The sequence below is a fragment of the Bacillus sp. 05T22 genome, from assembly GCF_056396765.1.
The window spans coordinates 34538-51378 of the sequence record NZ_JBFTMC010000029.1 but is presented as its reverse complement, the minus strand read 5'-3'; the positions used below and the strand labels follow the sequence as shown (position 1 = coordinate 51378).

18 protein-coding genes and 1 pseudogene are annotated in these 16841 nt (G+C 35.5%); 15 read left to right on the top strand and 4 right to left on the bottom strand.

Going from position 1 to position 16841, the window contains the following annotated elements:
* The 6 genes from AC1DIT_RS11945 to AC1DIT_RS11920 all read left to right on the top strand — a co-directional run.
* On the top strand, nt 1-73 hold a 73-nt coding region (locus AC1DIT_RS11945), incomplete at its 5' end, for an IS3 family transposase (RefSeq protein ID WP_375337733.1).
* Between the two features lie 451 nt (nt 74-524).
* Nucleotides 525-1133: a class I SAM-dependent methyltransferase gene (locus AC1DIT_RS11940; protein ID WP_016112874.1), complete on the top strand. Its 609-nt coding sequence runs from the start codon at nt 525-527 to the stop codon at nt 1131-1133.
* Between the two features lie 366 nt (nt 1134-1499).
* Nucleotides 1500-2729 (top strand): S-methyl-5-thioribose kinase, encoded by a 1230-nt coding sequence (gene mtnK / locus AC1DIT_RS11935; RefSeq protein ID WP_016112875.1) that lies wholly within the window; start codon nt 1500-1502, stop codon nt 2727-2729.
* Nucleotides 2730-2741: 12 nt separating this feature from the next.
* Nucleotides 2742-3782: an S-methyl-5-thioribose-1-phosphate isomerase gene (gene mtnA, locus AC1DIT_RS11930; protein ID WP_033670960.1), complete on the top strand. Its 1041-nt coding sequence runs from the start codon at nt 2742-2744 to the stop codon at nt 3780-3782.
* Nucleotides 3783-4359: 577 nt separating this feature from the next.
* Entirely contained in the window at nt 4360-4554 is a 195-nt protein-coding gene (locus AC1DIT_RS11925; RefSeq protein ID WP_033670964.1) for a DeoR/GlpR family DNA-binding transcription regulator, read from the top strand.
* A 36-nt stretch (nt 4555-4590) separates the two neighbouring features.
* Nucleotides 4591-5232, top strand: coding sequence for an L-fuculose-phosphate aldolase (locus AC1DIT_RS11920; RefSeq protein WP_016112878.1), 642 nt, complete (start codon nt 4591-4593; stop codon nt 5230-5232).
* A 57-nt stretch (nt 5233-5289) separates the two neighbouring features.
* Here the strand turns inward: AC1DIT_RS11920 and AC1DIT_RS11915 are convergent, their stop codons facing one another.
* The 3 genes from AC1DIT_RS11915 to AC1DIT_RS11905 are packed head-to-tail and all read right to left on the bottom strand — an operon-like array spanning nt 5290 to nt 8294.
* Nucleotides 5290-6291, bottom strand: a complete 1002-nt coding sequence (locus AC1DIT_RS11915; protein ID WP_016112879.1) for a FecCD family ABC transporter permease — start codon at nt 6289-6291, stop codon at nt 5290-5292.
* Nucleotides 6288-7322, bottom strand: coding sequence for a FecCD family ABC transporter permease (locus tag AC1DIT_RS11910; protein ID WP_016132325.1), 1035 nt, complete (start codon nt 7320-7322; stop codon nt 6288-6290). Before AC1DIT_RS11910 ends, AC1DIT_RS11915 begins: the two co-directional genes overlap by 4 nt.
* Nucleotides 7323-7370: 48 nt before the next feature.
* Entirely contained in the window at nt 7371-8294 is a 924-nt protein-coding gene (locus AC1DIT_RS11905) for an iron-hydroxamate ABC transporter substrate-binding protein (RefSeq protein WP_016112881.1), read from the bottom strand.
* Between the two features lie 322 nt (nt 8295-8616).
* On the opposite strand from AC1DIT_RS11905, the gene AC1DIT_RS11900 reads away from it, so the two are divergent.
* Entirely contained in the window at nt 8617-9666 is a 1050-nt protein-coding gene (locus AC1DIT_RS11900) for an NAD(P)/FAD-dependent oxidoreductase (protein ID WP_016112882.1), read from the top strand.
* 307 nt (nt 9667-9973) lie between these two features.
* Here AC1DIT_RS11900 and AC1DIT_RS11895 read toward each other — a convergent pair whose 3' ends face one another.
* On the bottom strand, nt 9974-10342 hold the full coding sequence (locus AC1DIT_RS11895; RefSeq protein WP_016112883.1) for a hypothetical protein: 369 nt from the start codon (nt 10340-10342) through the stop codon (nt 9974-9976).
* A 178-nt stretch (nt 10343-10520) separates the two neighbouring features.
* Between AC1DIT_RS11895 and AC1DIT_RS11890 the strand changes: the two genes are divergently transcribed.
* The 8 genes and pseudogenes from AC1DIT_RS11890 to AC1DIT_RS11855 all read left to right on the top strand — a co-directional run bounded on the left by AC1DIT_RS11890 (nt 10521) and on the right by AC1DIT_RS11855 (nt 16840).
* On the top strand, nt 10521-10760 hold the full coding sequence (locus tag AC1DIT_RS11890; RefSeq protein WP_077295014.1) for a helix-turn-helix domain-containing protein: 240 nt from the start codon (nt 10521-10523) through the stop codon (nt 10758-10760).
* 485 nt (nt 10761-11245) lie between these two features.
* Nucleotides 11246-11782 (top strand): hypothetical protein, encoded by a 537-nt coding sequence (locus tag AC1DIT_RS11885; RefSeq protein ID WP_016112885.1) that lies wholly within the window; start codon nt 11246-11248, stop codon nt 11780-11782.
* Nucleotides 11783-11804: 22 nt separating this feature from the next.
* Entirely contained in the window at nt 11805-12260 is a 456-nt protein-coding gene (locus tag AC1DIT_RS11880) for a hypothetical protein (RefSeq protein WP_016112886.1), read from the top strand.
* A 227-nt stretch (nt 12261-12487) separates the two neighbouring features.
* On the top strand, nt 12488-13156 hold the full coding sequence (locus AC1DIT_RS11875; protein ID WP_016112887.1) for an LSm family protein: 669 nt from the start codon (nt 12488-12490) through the stop codon (nt 13154-13156).
* A 284-nt stretch (nt 13157-13440) separates the two neighbouring features.
* Nucleotides 13441-14021: pseudogene (locus tag AC1DIT_RS11870) on the top strand (ATP-binding protein); the annotation flags it as partial.
* Between the two features lie 266 nt (nt 14022-14287).
* Nucleotides 14288-14668 carry a hypothetical protein gene (locus AC1DIT_RS11865; RefSeq protein ID WP_003194716.1) on the top strand — a complete coding sequence of 127 codons (381 nt, stop codon included), beginning with the start codon at nt 14288-14290 and terminating at the stop codon, nt 14666-14668.
* 106 nt (nt 14669-14774) lie between these two features.
* Entirely contained in the window at nt 14775-15884 is a 1110-nt protein-coding gene (locus tag AC1DIT_RS11860) for a PRK06851 family protein (RefSeq protein WP_016112890.1), read from the top strand.
* A gap of 173 nt (nt 15885-16057) precedes the next feature.
* Nucleotides 16058-16840 carry a nucleotidyltransferase domain-containing protein gene (locus AC1DIT_RS11855; protein ID WP_016112891.1) on the top strand — a complete coding sequence of 261 codons (783 nt, stop codon included), beginning with the start codon at nt 16058-16060 and terminating at the stop codon, nt 16838-16840.
* Nucleotide 16841: the final 1 nt, after the last annotated feature.

Below are 16841 nucleotides of genomic sequence, written 5' to 3'. Positions count from 1 at the left end.
CTACAATTGTGTGCGAATTCAAGAAAAATTAAACCACCTATCCCCTAAAGAATATAGGGAACAGATGGTTTAGGTGTTTTGATATGTGTCCCGTTTTCGGGGTTCACTTCAATTTAAGATAAGGCTTTTTTCTTTGTATAACTTTTACTATTAGAAGGATCATAGCATCGCCATCAAGATAAGATTTTGAAGTACTTTCAATAGGGGGTTCGATGGTCAAGATAGAAAAAATCGTTTGGAATCGTCTTATTAGCTCTAAATCATATAATAGGCATAGAGGGAGTTAACTGCTTTTCTTGTTTTTGGTTGGTGTCGTTATTCGCATTATACAAGAATTTGGAATGGTACTCCTTTTTGTGTCCTCAAAACCCTTGGTATATTAGAATTGGAAATTATGAAATTGATTCATATGATAAAATTGGATCGCATGTAATTTTGAACATTTCCGTAGAAAATAAAAGACGGAAAATCGAAAAGAGTCTGGATTGTATCAAAATTCTTTTTGTAGAGAGTAGGGTGAATACATGAACGAACAATATTATGATGCAGTACTAAATATAAAAACAGTAGGAGAACAAAAGGGATTCAACAAGTCGTTGCACTACCACCGTTATGAACCGACGCCATATAGCGCATTGGAAACATTATTTAATCAATATGAACTAAGCAGCAGTGAGCGAGTTGTTGATTTTGGATGCGGAAAAGGCCGGCTGAATTTCTATATTCATCATGCATGTGGTGCGTCAGCTGTTGGAATAGAAATGAACGAGATGTTCTACAAAGAAGCAATGGGAAATTTAGAACGTTATGCAAAGAAATCGAGAAATAGTAAAGATAAAATTCAATTTCAATGCTGCTTAGCGCAAGAATATGAGATTGATCCGCGTGACAATCGATTTTATTTCTTTAATCCATTTTCAGTGCAAGTGTTTATGAATGTAATCAATAATATATTGCTTTCGGTGGAGGAAGTAGAGAGAGAAATAGAGATTATTTTATATTATCCATCGGAAGATTATATCTTTTTCTTAGAGAATCAAACGGCATTTGAATTGAAAGAGGAAGTTAGATTGCCTGGGGTGTATGAGCGGAATGGGAACGAGAGGTTTTTGATTTATGGATTGAGAAGCTAGAAGGAGTAAAAAGATAAATAGTAAATGTCAGTGAGTATTTAGAATTAAATACGGTGAATCGTATCATAAATAAAACATAATGAAGTACAGGATATTTGAACTTTGCTCATTATGTAAGATTGATAGGGGATAAAGCGTATTAAATAAAAAGGAAGCAAGAAGATCTTAAAATACAAAAGTAGCTTCTCGTTTTCATATAGGAAAACATTGACTCCCATCCCCAACAAGCTATAATAAAAACTAGATGTTCGGTTCAAACAAAATATGATACAAAAAGAACATATAACATAGATTGAAAAAATACTTTCAATCTATTATTTTTGCGGCTTTTAGAAAACGCTTACATTTAGTGTGGAGGGAGAAACCATGTCTAAGTTCACAGAGTATTTTTTAATGGAAGCTAATAATGTTATTGAGTATGTGAAAGAGAAGTTACCAATGTTTGAAAACGCAAAAGATTTGCAGTGCAAGGAAATTGGGGATGGCAATTTAAATTATGTGTTTCGTGTTTGGGATAAGGGGAAAGGAACTTCTGTCATTGTGAAGCAAGCCGGAGATACGGCGCGTATTTCAGATGAGTTTAAGTTGTCTACGAATCGAATTCGCATTGAATCAAACGTTTTACAGTTAGAGGGGAAGCTGGCACCTGAGCTTGTACCAGATGTATATTTATTTGATAGCATGATGAATTGCTGTGTGATGGAAGATTTATCAGACCATACAATTTTACGGACGGCACTGATTAACCATCAAATGTTTCCAAAGCTTGCGGATGATTTAACTACTTTCATGGTAAACACGCTTTTATTAACATCTGATGTAGTGATGAATCATAAGGAGAAAAAGGAACTTGTGAAGAATTATATCAATCCAGAGTTATGTGAGATTACAGAGGATCTTGTGTACTCGGAGCCATTTACAGATCATAACAAGCGCAATGAGTTGTTTTCGTTAAATGAAGGTTGGATTCGGGAGCATATATATGGAGATGAAGCACTTCGTATGGAAGTAGCGAAGCTTAAGTTTTCGTTTATGACGAATGCGCAGGCACTACTTCATGGTGATTTACATACTGGCTCTGTGTTTGTACGAAAGGATTCTACAAAGGTCATTGATCCAGAATTTGCTTTCTATGGTCCGATGGGATATGACGTTGGGAATGTGATGGCAAATTTAATATTTGCTTGGGTGAATGCAGATGTAGCGATGGTTGATGGAGTGGAAAAAGATACCTATATGAGTTGGCTGGAGTCTACGATTATAGATGTAATCGACTTGTTTAAGAAGAAGTTTTTAGAAGCGTGGAGCACGCATGTAACAGAGATTATGGCAAAGGAAACTGGCTTTGATTGTTGGTATTTGCAATCTGTGTTAGTGGATACAGCGGTTGTGACGGGTTTAGAGTTGATTCGCCGCATTGTTGGATTAGCAAAGGTGAAAGATATTACATCGATTTCAAGTGATGAAGCTCGGGCGAGAGCAGAACGGATTTGTTTACAGGCAGCGAAGAAGTTTATTTTACGAGCAAATGAATATAAAACAGGCGCTAGTTTTTTACAAACGTTAAAAGAGCAGTCTGTCCATAGTGCAAAGTAAGGAGAGAAGATGATGACAGAGCAATTAATACCAATTCAGTGGAAAGATGATGCTTTAGTTTTATTAGATCAAACTCTATTACCGAATGAGGTAGTCTATGAATCTTTTACAACAGCTGAGGGTGTATGGGATGCCATTCAAGTAATGAAAGTACGCGGGGCACCGGCGATTGGTGTTTCAGCAGCTTACGGTGTGTATTTAGGTGTAAAAGAGACATCCGAAGATTCAGTGGAGTCATTTATAGAAGAAGTAAATAAAGTCTGCACGTACTTAGCGACATCTCGACCGACAGCGGTGAACTTATTTTGGGCACTTGAGAGAATGGAAAATGCGGCAAAAGAACATTCCCATTTATCTATCGCTGATTTGAAAAATAGGTTATTAGAGGAAGCAAAAGGAATTCATAAAGAAGATGAAGAGATTAACCGCCAAATTGGGGAATATGCATTAACATTGTTCCAAGATGGCATGGGTGTACTAACGCATTGTAATGCAGGTGCGTTAGCAACAACGAAATATGGTACTGCAACAGCGCCGATGTACCTAGCGAAAGAAAAGGGATGGGATTTAAAGATTTATTCTGATGAGACACGTCCTAGATTACAAGGATCTACGTTAACAGCACTAGAACTTCAGCGAGCTGGGATTGATGTAACAGTCATTACGGATAATATGGCGGCAATGGTTATGTCACAAGGAAAAATTGATGCAGTTATTGTTGGCTGCGATCGTGTAGCGGCAAACGGTGATGTGGCAAATAAAATTGGAACGCTTGGTGTATCCATTTTAGCGAAATATTATAACATTCCATTTTATGTTGCAGCACCGACTCCGACAATTGATGTAAAAACACCAACAGGTAAGGAGATTCCAATCGAGGAGCGTGATGCTTCTGAAGTGATTAACCGCTTTGGGCAATATTCAGCTCCAAAAGAAAGTAAAGTATATAATCCAGCGTTTGATGTAACACCRCATGAGAATGTAACAGCAATTATTACGGAAAAGGGAATTGTTAGGGCTCCATTTACCGAGAATTTAAGAAAGTTATTTTAGTAATTATGAAATATATAAGTACAAATTGAAAAACTGATATAAAACCTTTCTTTTTAGATGGGGGAGAGCGTCCGTCCATGCATAGAAGCGGCCAGAGCCTCATTCTGCCCCATACCAAGTTAAAACAGGGAGAGAAAACGAGTGCAGATCATGTGTTGTTTTCATAGCAGTAACTTATATGTGAAAACCAAAAAGGAGTTATCCCTAAAAAACACGATAGGAAATGGAAATTTCACTTTATATAAGTACAAATTGGAAAAACGATTTAAAACCTTTCTTTTTAGGTGGGAGAGAGCGCCTGTCCATGCATAGAAGCGGTCAGGTCCTCTTCCTGCCCCATGCCAAGTGAAAACAGAGAGAAAACAAGTAGCGATCATCTTTTGTTCTTCGTAGTAGCGACTTATATGTTGAAAAATCAGGATGGGTTTATATAGAAAATTGCTTATGTATATTAGACATATAAGAAAATAACTAAAAAGAGGACCGATTATCATGTCTAATTCACCGGTAGAGAGAAGAAATAAAATCATTGAGATGCTTGAACAAAGGGAGCACGTGGATGTTTCATATTTAAGCGATGCTTAGTAAATCGAATGAAGTCATTGTTTTAGCAGATCATACGAAGCTCGGAAAGGTTGCTTTCTATAAGGTTTGTGATAAACAGGGTATTACAAAAATTATTACAGATGAGCTCATACCGTTGACACCACTGCAGCAAGAATGTATTAACAGCTATAAAGAATATGGTACACCCATTATTCTAGCAAACTAGTCGTCACAAGGTTCACACCAAGGGGGATGTATATATATGTTACTACAAAAAGAAAGAGAAGAGATTGTAGCGTATGGAAAGAAAATGATCGCTAGCGGATTAACAAAGGGGACTGGGGGTAATATTAGTATTTTTAATCGTGAACAAGGTCTTATTGCAATAAGTCCAAGTGGTTTAGATTATTTTGAAACAGTGCCTGAAGATGTAGCTATATTGAATTTAGATGGTGAAATTGTGGAAGGTGATAGAAAGCCTTCTAGTGAACTAGATATGCACCTTATTTATTATAGAAAGCGTGAGGACATCAACGCACTTGTTCACACGCACTCCCCTTACGCAAAAACAATAGCATCATTAGGATGGGAACTTCCCGCAGTATCTTACTTAATTGCTTTCGCAGGGCCGAATGTACGTTGTGCGCCGTATGAAACATTCGGAACAAAGGAACTAGCAGAAGCGGCTTTTGAAGGAATGATTGATCGCCGTGCGGTTTTACTTGCTAATCACGGCTTAATGGCCGGTGGGAACAATATAAAAATGGCGTTTACTGTTGCGGAGGAAATTGAATTTTGCGCGCAAATTTATTATCAAACGAAGTGCATTGGAGAGCCAAAATTGTTGCCAGAGGAAGAGATGGCAAGATTGGCGAAGAAGTTTGATGGGTATGGGCAACAATAGAATTAATAAATAGAAAAAGTCCCTCGAGAACAAATCGATTCTCAAGGGATTTTATTTTTATTTCTTAAGTAACAAATACATAAAATAAGGAGCACCAATCAAAGCAACCATGATCCCCGCTGGAATTCCACTTGGCTCTACAATATGACGACCAATTGTATCTGCAAGTAACAATAGCCATCCCCCAATTAAAATGGCAACAGGAAGAAATAATTGATGCCTCGGCCCGACTAAAGATTTTGCGATGTGAGGAGCCATAAGTCCGATAAAGGCAATTCCTCCTGTGACTGAAACGGCAGAAGCTGCTAATGCAACGGCTACTATAAGGAGTGAGCGGCGTTCTTTTTCGAGTGCGACACCAACACCAATTGCTACATGCTCGTTTAAAGCAAGGAGATTTAAGCGATTTGCTTTATAGAGAGTAAATGGAATGAGTACAGCTAACCATGGAAGAAGGGCGAGAACAAAAACCCAGTCATCTCCCCAAATGTTTCCGGCAATCCATTTTGCGATAAAGTCTACTTTTGCACGTTCAGCAGATGAAATGAGAACAATCATCGTTCCAGAAAGTGCGAATGCAAATCCAATTCCTGTTAGTGTCAATCTTATTGGCTGAAGCCCAGCAGTTTTACTATATGAAAATACATAGATGAGACAAGCTGTAAGAAAGGCACCGATAAATCCCACAATTGGCAGGAAGTAAACAAATGAGCCTGCGTCTATTGGAAAATATAAAAAGAAAAGGGCAACTGCAACGCCTGCCCCTGAGTTAATACCGATAATACCAGGCTCGGCTAGATCATTACGCGTTATACCTTGTAGTATAGCTCCTGATAAGGCAAGTGCCATACCAGCTAATAGTGTAATCACAATTCGTGGTAATCGAAGAGAAAATAAAATAAATTCTTCTTTAAATGTACCTTGGCCAAAAAGTGTAGGTAGCAGTCTATCATAGGACAATGAAGCTGCTCCTAAGCCCATTCCAATTGTAATGGTTGCTGCAATAAGCAGGAGTAAGGCAAGTACGATTACTCGTTGTTTTTTAGCTTGTTGAATCATGAGAACGACCTTCCTCCTTTACGTACGATGAATAGGAAGAATGGTAAGCCTACGATTGCGACAATGGCAGCTATTGGTGTTTCATAAGGAGCGTTAATTGTGCGTCCAAGTGTGTCAGCTAATAGCATAAAAGAAGCACCCGCAATAGCAGACATCGGTATAACAAATCGATAGTCAGGTCCGACAATAGGGCGGACCATATGAGGTATCATTAAACCGATAAATGCCATGTTTCCAACAAGTGCGACAGAAGCACCAGCGAGTAAAATGATGACAATAAAAAGAATGATTTTAATGACGATGATTTTTTGACCGAGTCCTATTGCTACTTCTTCGCTTAAGCTAAGAATCGTCAATTTCTTTGAAAATAAGATTGCAATGAATATACTGATTGAAATAACTGGAACAATGACCTGTAATTGGCTCCATGATGTTCCGATTATGCCCCCGGCAGTCCACATGGATACATCTTGTGAGATTTTAAAATAAATCCCGATGCCTTCTGAAATCGCGACTAAAAATGCTGAAACCGCGGCACCAGCAAGTACGATACGAAGAGGAGAAAGCCCACCTTTTTTCATCATACCAATTCCGAAAACCATAATGGCGCCGATAGCAGCACCGATAAAACAAGCAATCATTATATAAAAATAGTTTACAGAAGGAATAAGGGCAAGTGTAATTGCCAAGGCAGCGTTGGCACCACCAGTTAGCCCGAGTAATCCTGGATCAGCGAGTGGATTTCGCGTTATACCTTGCATAATCGCACCAGAAACAGCGAGCCCAGCTCCAACAAAAATGGCTGCAATTTCACGTGGTAAGCGAAGTTCACGGATAATGGAGAACTTTTCTCCATTAGCATTAGAAGTAAGCGCTATCCATACATCCTTTATAGTGGTATCTGCTGCGCCAAATACCATGGCAGCCATAAATATAATAAAGAACACAATGGTTCCTAAAATGAGCTTGTATACAAAGGAAGTGGAACGTAGATTGTCTTTTGTCATTAGTTTCACATCTTTTCTTTTCATAGAATAAAGGAAGAGGAATTCTTTAAATAAGAATTCCTCATTGTTGTGTTATTTACCAAGAAAGCTTTTCTTGAAGAAATCTAGTTGGAAATCTAATGTGATTGGATCATTAAAATAGAATTCTTTCGCGTTTATTTCAAATGCTTTATTGTTTTTAACAGCTGGAATGTTTTTGTACGATTCTGTTTCTTGGAATGAATTATTCGTATCGTTGTTTTTACTTATAATTAAGTAATCCCCAGCATACTCAGGTAGAACTTCAGCAGATAATGCATAGTAGCCATCTTTTAACGCTTTTTCTTTTACTTTTTCCGGCATTTTTAATTTCATTTCTTGATACAGGATTTCTGTTCCACGGCCCCAGTTATCGCCGAATACATAGATTTGTTTGTCAAAGTTTTCAATAACAGAAACGGTTGTATCTTCACCAATTTTTGCTTTAATATCTTTTCCTGCAGCAGCAGCACGTTTTTTGAAATCATCAACCCAAGCTTTTGCTTCTTTTTCTTTATTTAGTAGTTTACCGATTTCTAAATGTTGTGTTAAGTAGTCAACTTTTCCATATGTGAATGTTACAGTAGGAGCGATTTTCTTTAACTTATCGATATTTTTAATGTTTGATAAACCAATGATTAAATCTGGATTTAATTCGATAATTTTTTCAACATTTTCATCAGATACTTCTGTAACATCTTTTAATTTATTCTCAAAACGCGGATTCATTTTAGACCATGAATCTACACCAACAAGGTTTACACCTAAAGACATTACGTTACCTGCGAATGATGATAGTACAACAACGCGTTTTGGATTTGCAGGAACTTCAACTTTACCATTCTCAGATTGGTATGTAATTGTTTCTGATTTGCTTCCCTTTGCATTTGAATCGTTTTTCTGATCTGTCGAACCGTTGCTACAAGCACTCATAACGAGTACGAATAGAACTGTAAGTGAAATGAATAACTTTTTCATTTTTTCTTTCTCCTTTTTTATATAGCTTTCTAACGGGATAGATGTCGTGCACTTAGTAGTTAAGGAATCTTATAAATCTTGATATCGAGATTTATTATAATAAAATACTTGAGTGATCTATAAATAAACGAGCCGCTATTTCCCCTACAAATTTGTTAATAGTTTACAAAACGATAATGATTATCAATATCGATTCTTTAATAATATAATTTTATATTTTTTTATTGTCAATAGTTATTTTGATTGAAAACCTGAAGGAAAAAGGTTATATTTTATTGAGAATGATAATCAATTGTATTTGATAGCTGGGGAGTGAACATAAATGAATCCAGAAGAATTATTTGATGTGACCGTGATTGGAGGAGGTCCGGCAGGGCTTTATTCAGCGTTTTATAGTGGACTAAGAGAGATGAAAACAAAAATAATTGAATTTCAACCACAGTTAGGTGGAAAGATACACGTTTATCCAGAAAAAATGATTTGGGATATCGGGGGACTGCCGCCAGTTACTGGAGCGCAGTTAATTGAGCAGCTTGTGGAGCAAGGGTTAACATTTCATCCAGAAGTAGTGTTGAATGAAAAGATAGAGTCAATCACTCGGAATGAAGAGGGAGTTTTTGTGCTAACAATTTTCTCTGGTCAAAAGCATTTTTCAAAAACAGTTATTGTAGCTACTGGAAGTGGAATATTAAAACCACAAAAGTTAGCAATTGAAGGTGCAGAGAGGTTTGAAGTATCAAATTTAAATTATACTGTCAAATCTTTAAAGAGTTTTAAAGATAAGACTGTAATTATTTCAGGTGGAGGAAACTCAGCGATCGATTGGGCAAATGAATTAGAGCCCATTGCGAAAAAGGTTTATTTAACATATAGAAAAGATACCTTAGCTGGTCATGAAGCACAAGTTACTCAGCTTATGAATAGTTCAGTGGATTGTCTCTTTAATACGTCGATTACAAAGTTGATGGCTGATGATAATCACGAAGCAATTGAATATATTGAGTTAACGAATCATGAAACAAGTGAAGTTTCTCATTTACCTATTGACGAAGTCATTATTAATCATGGGTATGAACGTGATATGACATTATTGGAAAATAGTGAACTAAATGTTGAAATCGTTGATAATTATTTTATTGCCGGGAGTGCGAACAGTGAATCTTCAATAGAAGGGCTATATGCTGCTGGAGATATTTTAAAGCATGAGGGCAAATTGCACTTAATAGCTGGTGCTTTCCAAGATGCTGGAAACGCTGTAAATAAAGCAAAACAATTTATCCAACCAGATGCGAGTGAATATGGAATGGTCTCTTCTCATAATGATGTTTTCAAACAACGTAACCGAGAACTTATTAAGCAAATGATGAAATAATGGGTAGTGTTGAGAAGTTTAAAGAGTGGAAAGAAATAAATAGAGAAGAATATGTAAATGAATTATGAGAGATTTGAAATAAGTATCTTTTTAATAGATAAACACCCAGTTACTTTCCCATCTTTATTAAGTAAGGAAGTAGGCTGGGTGTTTATCTGTTTACTATCTTTTTTCTGATTTGTATTACACCGGTTTCTTCAGTTCACGTCTTTTACATGTATTTTGAGAAGAGAATACATGTAAAAGACGTGAACATTTGACTTGTAAATCTTTTTTGGGGGTTTATATTTTTTATAGACAAGGAAAATTATGCTGTTCCTTGTGCGTACTGATCAGGAAAGTGCTTATTTTGCACAGAGGCAATATATTGTTTCCCGTGTTTTCTAGCCAAAGATTCTAGTATGTGACGTACACGTTTTGTAAGATGCCCCTGGTTTTGTAACGCTTCACAGTATGCATCATAGTAAGCATATTTAGCCCAAAGAAAATCGTCTTGTTGAAATATGAAATGATGTTTATACCATTCTCCAATTGTATTATAGTTTACGCTTTCATTTGCAGCCTTTGTTTGTTCAATGATTCTTTTTGGTAAAGCTTTAGAAAGCTGAGAAGCAGTATTTGTTGTTTCAGTTTGTAATGATTGCTCTAACATTGTAATGATGTGACGAGTAGCCATATGTTTAACTCTCCTTTGTGTAAATGGATAAATGCCATCTATATTTTTTAATACTTACTATATTATTATACAATATATGGAATGCATCTACCTGCTTTTTGATTTGTATTTACAAAATCTTTTTATTTTATTTATAAAAATCTTTTATAATAATGTAGACATAAAAAATAATAAGGGAATGAAACAATTGTATATAACGGTAAAAGAAGCAGCAGAATATTTAAATCTTCCGGAATCTTACATTGAAGAACTAGTTCAGCAAAAACGAATTCGTGCCGTGTATGACGGTGAGCAATATTTGCTGAATAAAGAACAGTTCAATACGCATTTAGAGCAAATGGAAAAATATAAACAGTTAGTAGAAGAAATATTAAATGAGCCAATTCCAGAGGATATGGATGTAAAAGACGAAGATTAAAACTCATGGGCCTATAGCGTAGTACTCTATGAAAAATGATACAGAATCATTTTTATCCTGCTATTTGTGGGCAGTAATATTCCCACTTTAATTTCAACAAAAGTAAAGAAGCTAGGTGGAGAATAAACTGCCCGTAAAAGCCCGATTGGTGAGGGCTAATACTAGTGGAGGATGAAAAATCCTCTACTAAGTAAAGTTTCACTTTATAAATACTGTTTCAAGATCTGTAGGATAAGTATCTTGAAGCGGTATTTTTTTATGATGAAATAGTAAAATTGTGTGCATAAATGGCGGCTAATGACATGCTGGGTATTGATAGAAGCCATGTTAGTCTTTTGTACATCAGAGATATACATATTGGATAGATGTACCCCCGTGTTAAAAACATATTTTTATATAATGGGACAGTCATAGAGAACGTAACCTGTACAGATACATATACTATCAGTGCAAACGACTTATAAAACAATGAAAGGGGTTTTCTCATGAGCACGATTAGTAGTGATTTGTTGTATGGATTGATTGGAGAGAGTGTTAGAGTGAATCGAGGTGGACCAGAGTCTCAAAAAGGTACAGTGGTCGCAGTGTATTCGGATCATTTTATTTTATTGAGTGAAAACAGAACGTTTTACTATTATCAGTTTCAACATCTAAAAAGTATTACAAAAAATGCGAAAGATGTTGCTGCAGACATTGGAGTTTTACCAACATTTGCACAAGGTGAAGATTTTCAAGGTTTGCTTCAAAATTTAAAGTATCGTTGGGTGAAAATTAACCGCGGCGGCCCAGAAAAGATTGAAGGAATTCTACAAGATGTTTCTTATGAATATGTGACATTAATTGTAAAAGAGGAAGTTGTACAGATTCCACATTTCCATATTAAAAGTATGAATTATGGTCTGCAAGCACTAGAAGAAGATGACTATCAGTCAAATAACCAACAATCCGATCAGACAGCATATGTTCAATATTCAAGAGCAAGAGCAACAAAACAATCAAGTCGATATAATCGATCCAAATAATAACAAAAGAGGGGAAGGAGGGATGAAATTGGAAAATATATTTCCTGAAAATCAAATAAAAAGCTTGGTTTATCAAGGTGTAAAAGTAAACCTTGGTGGACCAGAAAGCCGTACAGGTGTGTTGCTGGCAGTAGGTGATGATTATCTTGTTCTGCAAGGAAATACAGGAGAGGTCATTTATTATCAACAGAAGCATGTAAAGGGTGTTGTAAAAAAAGCAAAAGAGATAGAGTTAAATCCTTATTTTATTGAGCAATCCTATGCGGATGGTGCAACGTTTCAAGAGATACTAGGTAGTCTTAAGTATAAATGGGTCAAAATTAATCGCGGTGGTCCAGAAAGCGTAGAAGGTTTATTAAGTGATGTAAATGAAGAATACGTTACATTAGTGAACCGCGATGAGGTAATTTACGTTATTAACTTTCACATTAAAAACGTCAATCAAATCGTTAAAACCAATAAAGATGAAGAAGAGTAATGTTTGATAAATAAGAGGGGGCAGTATGGAATAGGTAGTGGCGAATGTTTTTTGTTCAATTGCTATTATTTTACTATAGTCTAAATGTCCCCCTCTACTATTCATACAGATAGAAAGAGAGCATTGTATCACTTTGCATACATGTTTTAGCTCCCTATTATTCTTTTTTAGCTACATGTGAATGAGAGATAAAGAGGAAGTTACGCTTTGGAGAAAGGAGGATACAGATGAACGAACTAAGCAAAAATATTGGAGAACATATCTATGTTAAATTAATTGGCGAGAAAAGGTTTAAAGGATTATTAATTGATGTAGGCAATGATATTGTTGTTATTTATGATGGGAAAGACTACATCTATATTTCCTTATATCATATACAATATTATAAATTTATGGCGAGTCTTGTGACCGAAATACAAAAGCCAGAAACAGATTCTGTTATTAAAAGAGAGTCACCGTCAATTTCCCTTCGAAAAGTACTGAGCACATCTAAAGGGATTTTTACGGAGATTTATGTAGTTGGTGGTTATCCTATTCATGGTTATGTTGCAAGTGTTATGAATGATTATTTAGTATTCTATAGCCCTGTGTACAAAACAGTATATATTTCTTTAAAACATCTAAAATGGTTAATCCCCTATCAAGAAAATCAAATTCCGTATTCCCTCAATAAAAATGAGCTTCCAGTTAATCCATTAAATATTACACTAGCTAGAACATTTGAAGAACAACTAATCAAAATGGCAGGAAAAATTATGGTGTTTGATTTAGGCGAACATTCAAATAAAATTGGGAAGATGACGAAAATTGAAGATGGTCATATTGAATTGATCAAGGCGCGTGATGAAAAAGTATATTTAAATATTCAACATGTAAAATCGGTTCATTTTCCGTAAGTTTGTTAAGAAGGCTTGCTTTTTCTTTTATGGGTGTAAAAGAAAAGGTCGAGCCTATTTTTATCCCCTAAAAGCCCGATTGGTGAGGGCTAATAATCAGTGTGGAATGAGGCCGCCACTAATTAAGGTTTCATTTTATGTAATTGTTAACAGGGGGAGTTTGTTCACTCTCTCTTTTAGTGTTGTGGTATGAAAGGGAGTTAGAATAAAAATAGTATAGCTATTTAATATAGGATAATATTACTAGAAATTTCACATGACGTAAAAGTTAGATAGGAATGACTTTAAAGGGCTTTACTCAAATTCAAAAAGAGCGCAATCAAGCTGATAATGCTAGTTATGATATTATGCTGCAGGAAATTGAGAGAATCGATGGATTTGTTAGTGAGTTAATGTTACTTGGAAAATCGAAACCAACAATGTATCAATTATGTGATATGCGAAAAGTTCTGTTATATGTTGTTCATTTGATGGAAAGTTATGCAATGCAGTACGCTGTGAAAATTCATATGCAAGTAGATGAGGCTTTACCTGATATAAAGGGTGATGAAAAACAATTAAAGCAAGTCTTATTAAACCTTGTAAAAAATGGGATTGAATCGATGATGCATGGTGGGAGTTTGAAAATTACTGTCTATAAAACAATAGAAAAAAATTGTTTATTTGTATTCAAGATGAGGGATGCGGTATGGATAGCGAAAGAATAGAGAGACTTGGAAAAGTTGTTTACACGACAAAGGAGAATGGAACAGGTCTTGGTTTAATCATTACACATAAAATTATTGAAGAGCATCAAGGAATGATTCAATTCAAAAGTAACATTGGCACAGGGACAAAAGTAGAAGTGACATTGCCAACTATATAGAATTTAAAGACAAGAGTACTTTTCAGAAAAGTGCTCTTGTTATGTAAATATAAACATTTTATAAAAAGCTTCAAGAATGCTTTTTTTTATAAAAAACTTAGTTTATAATGGAGGAAAATATCGACATGTAGTTTTATTACTCATGTACCGGTTTGTAGTTTTTACTTGTATGAATGTTTATATTGAATTGGGTTTTATGTGAATTAAAAAAGAGGGGTGCACATGCATCCTTTTTTCTATGCTGATATTATGACAGAGGTGGTACGATGGAACTAACATTAAATTCGACCGTATGTTTACACACGATTCAATTTCGAAAAGATCAAAAGAATTATATTGTAAAGGATACAATTACAGGAGAAAAATATGAAATGCCGCCACTTTGGATTGATGCACTTGCAATGATGCGTGACGGATTTTTATTGGGAGAAATTGAAGAAAAGCTAAAGGAAGAGTATCCAAAAGAAGAAGTGAATATTCTAGAATTTACGAGGCAATTGTTAGAACTAGAGCTTGTCGGAATGGTTGATGGAAAAGAAATTATTTGTAAGAAAAAGAAAGATAAAGATTATTTTGCATGGGTTCGTCCTCGGATTGAACAGTTTTTTCTTAATTTAAATCGAAAATATCGAAGCAGAGGTCAATGATGATCTCTGCTTTTTTGTTGCAAGAATGAAATTAGGTATTCACCCAATTAAAGCCTCAAGCATATTGTAACTTATGTAAGTAGACTGCTATAAAGGAGTGAGGGCAGTGACAGGGAAAATTTTAAATTATTATGCTGGAGGAAATACCGCGAGAGGTTTTTATAGTTTATATGAGGAAAATGTAAGGGGATTGGAAAGACTTTTCATTTTGAAAGGTGGTCCAGGGACAGGGAAATCCTCATTGATGAAAGCAATTGGGCGTGAGTGGGTTGGAAAAGGATATGATATTGAACTGTTGCATTGTTCTTCTGATAATAAATCCATCGATGGTGTTATTATTCCAAAATTAAAAGTAGGAATTGTAGATGGAACAGCACCACATGTCATTGAGCCAAAAACACCTGGAGTTGTAGAGGAATACGTGAACTTAGGAGTTGCATGGGATTCAGAGAAATTACGAAAACATAAAGGTGAAATTACACATTATATTTCTGAAGCAAGTGATGCATTTCAATCAGCGTATGCTTGTTTTAAAGAGGCGCTAGCTATACATGATGATTGGGAGAGAATTTATATTGATAATATTGATTTTCAAAAAGCGAATGAATTAACAAAGCAGCTTATACAAAAGCTATTTGCAGATAACAAAGGAAAACAAGCGGTGGTAAAGCACCGTTTCTTAGGGGCAGCAACACCAAAAGGGGCGGTTGATTTCGTTCCAAATTTAACAGAAGATATCCCGCATCGTTATTTTATAAAAGGACGACCGGGTTCAGGAAAATCAACGATGTTAAAAAAATTAGCAGGGGCAGCGGAAGAGAAAGGATTTGAAGTTGAAGTATATCATTGCGGCTTTGATCCAAATAGCCTAGATATGATTATTGTAAGAGAATTAGGTTTTGCGATCTTTGACAGCACCGCGCCACATGAATATTTTCCAGAGCGAGAAGGTGATGAGATTATTGATATGTATGATCTCATTGTTACGCCAGGAACGGATGAAAAATATGCAACAGAAATTCGGGATGTTTCCATTCAATATAAAACAAAAATGAGTGAAGCAATGTCGTTCTTAGCGAAGGCAAAAGCAGTTCGAGATAAATTAGAACGGATTTATATTGCTGCGATGGATTTTACAAAAGTAGATATGTATAAAAATGAAATTCAGGGTGAGTTTGAGCGAATTGCAAAGCTTGTTAGCGAGCAACAAAAATGAAATGTTTATAGAGCTGCCAGGGAAGGCCTAGCAGCTTCCTTTTAAATTTAGTTATGTTACATACTATAGAGTTACTGAGATATTGATGTTGAAAGTAGAATAACACGCCAATAATAAGTAGATTATATTTGTCGAATTTCCAGGTAAATGATCAGAAAATGAGGATGATACATATGAGAGACAAAATTCAATTGGAATTAAGGAGAATTGAGAAAGCGAATAATGTGAAGGTTTTATTTGCGGTGGAATCTGGAAGTCGTGCATGGGGATTCCCGTCGAAAGATAGTGATTATGATGTTAGATTTGTATACATTCATCCAGTAGATTGGTATTTATCTATAAGTGAAAAATGTGATGTTATTGAATATCCAATTAGTGATGCTTTAGACATAAGTGGTTGGGATATTAGAAAAGCTCTGCAGCTATTTGCAAAATCAAATCCTGCATTATTAGAATGGATTCGTTCGCCAATCTTTTATTCTAAGAACTCTGATCTTCCAGAGCGTCTACAGAAAATGAGCGGAAATGATTTTGATCCTAAAGCAACGATTTATCACTACTTACATATGGCTTCAAAAAACTATCGTGAATTTCTACAAGGAGAGAGCGTGAAGTTGAAAAAGTACTTCTATGTATTGCGTCCTATTTTAGCTTGCAAATGGTTAGAAGAGAAAGGGACATTGCCGCCTGTAGAGTTTGAGAAGTTAATTACTGAACTAGTGTTAAAACAAAATATTTTAGCTGAGATTAATGATTTACTAATAAAGAAAAAAGATGGTATTGAGCTGGATATTGGTCTGAACATTACATTATTAAATGAATTTTTGGAAGAGCAGATTGCCTATTATCAAGAATATGTGAAAAGAATTGAAAAAGGGAAGGGCATTGAAGTTGAGAAGTTGAATGGTTTATTTCGCGATATGTTATTTGAAGTAATGGAAACAGAGCACCGATAAT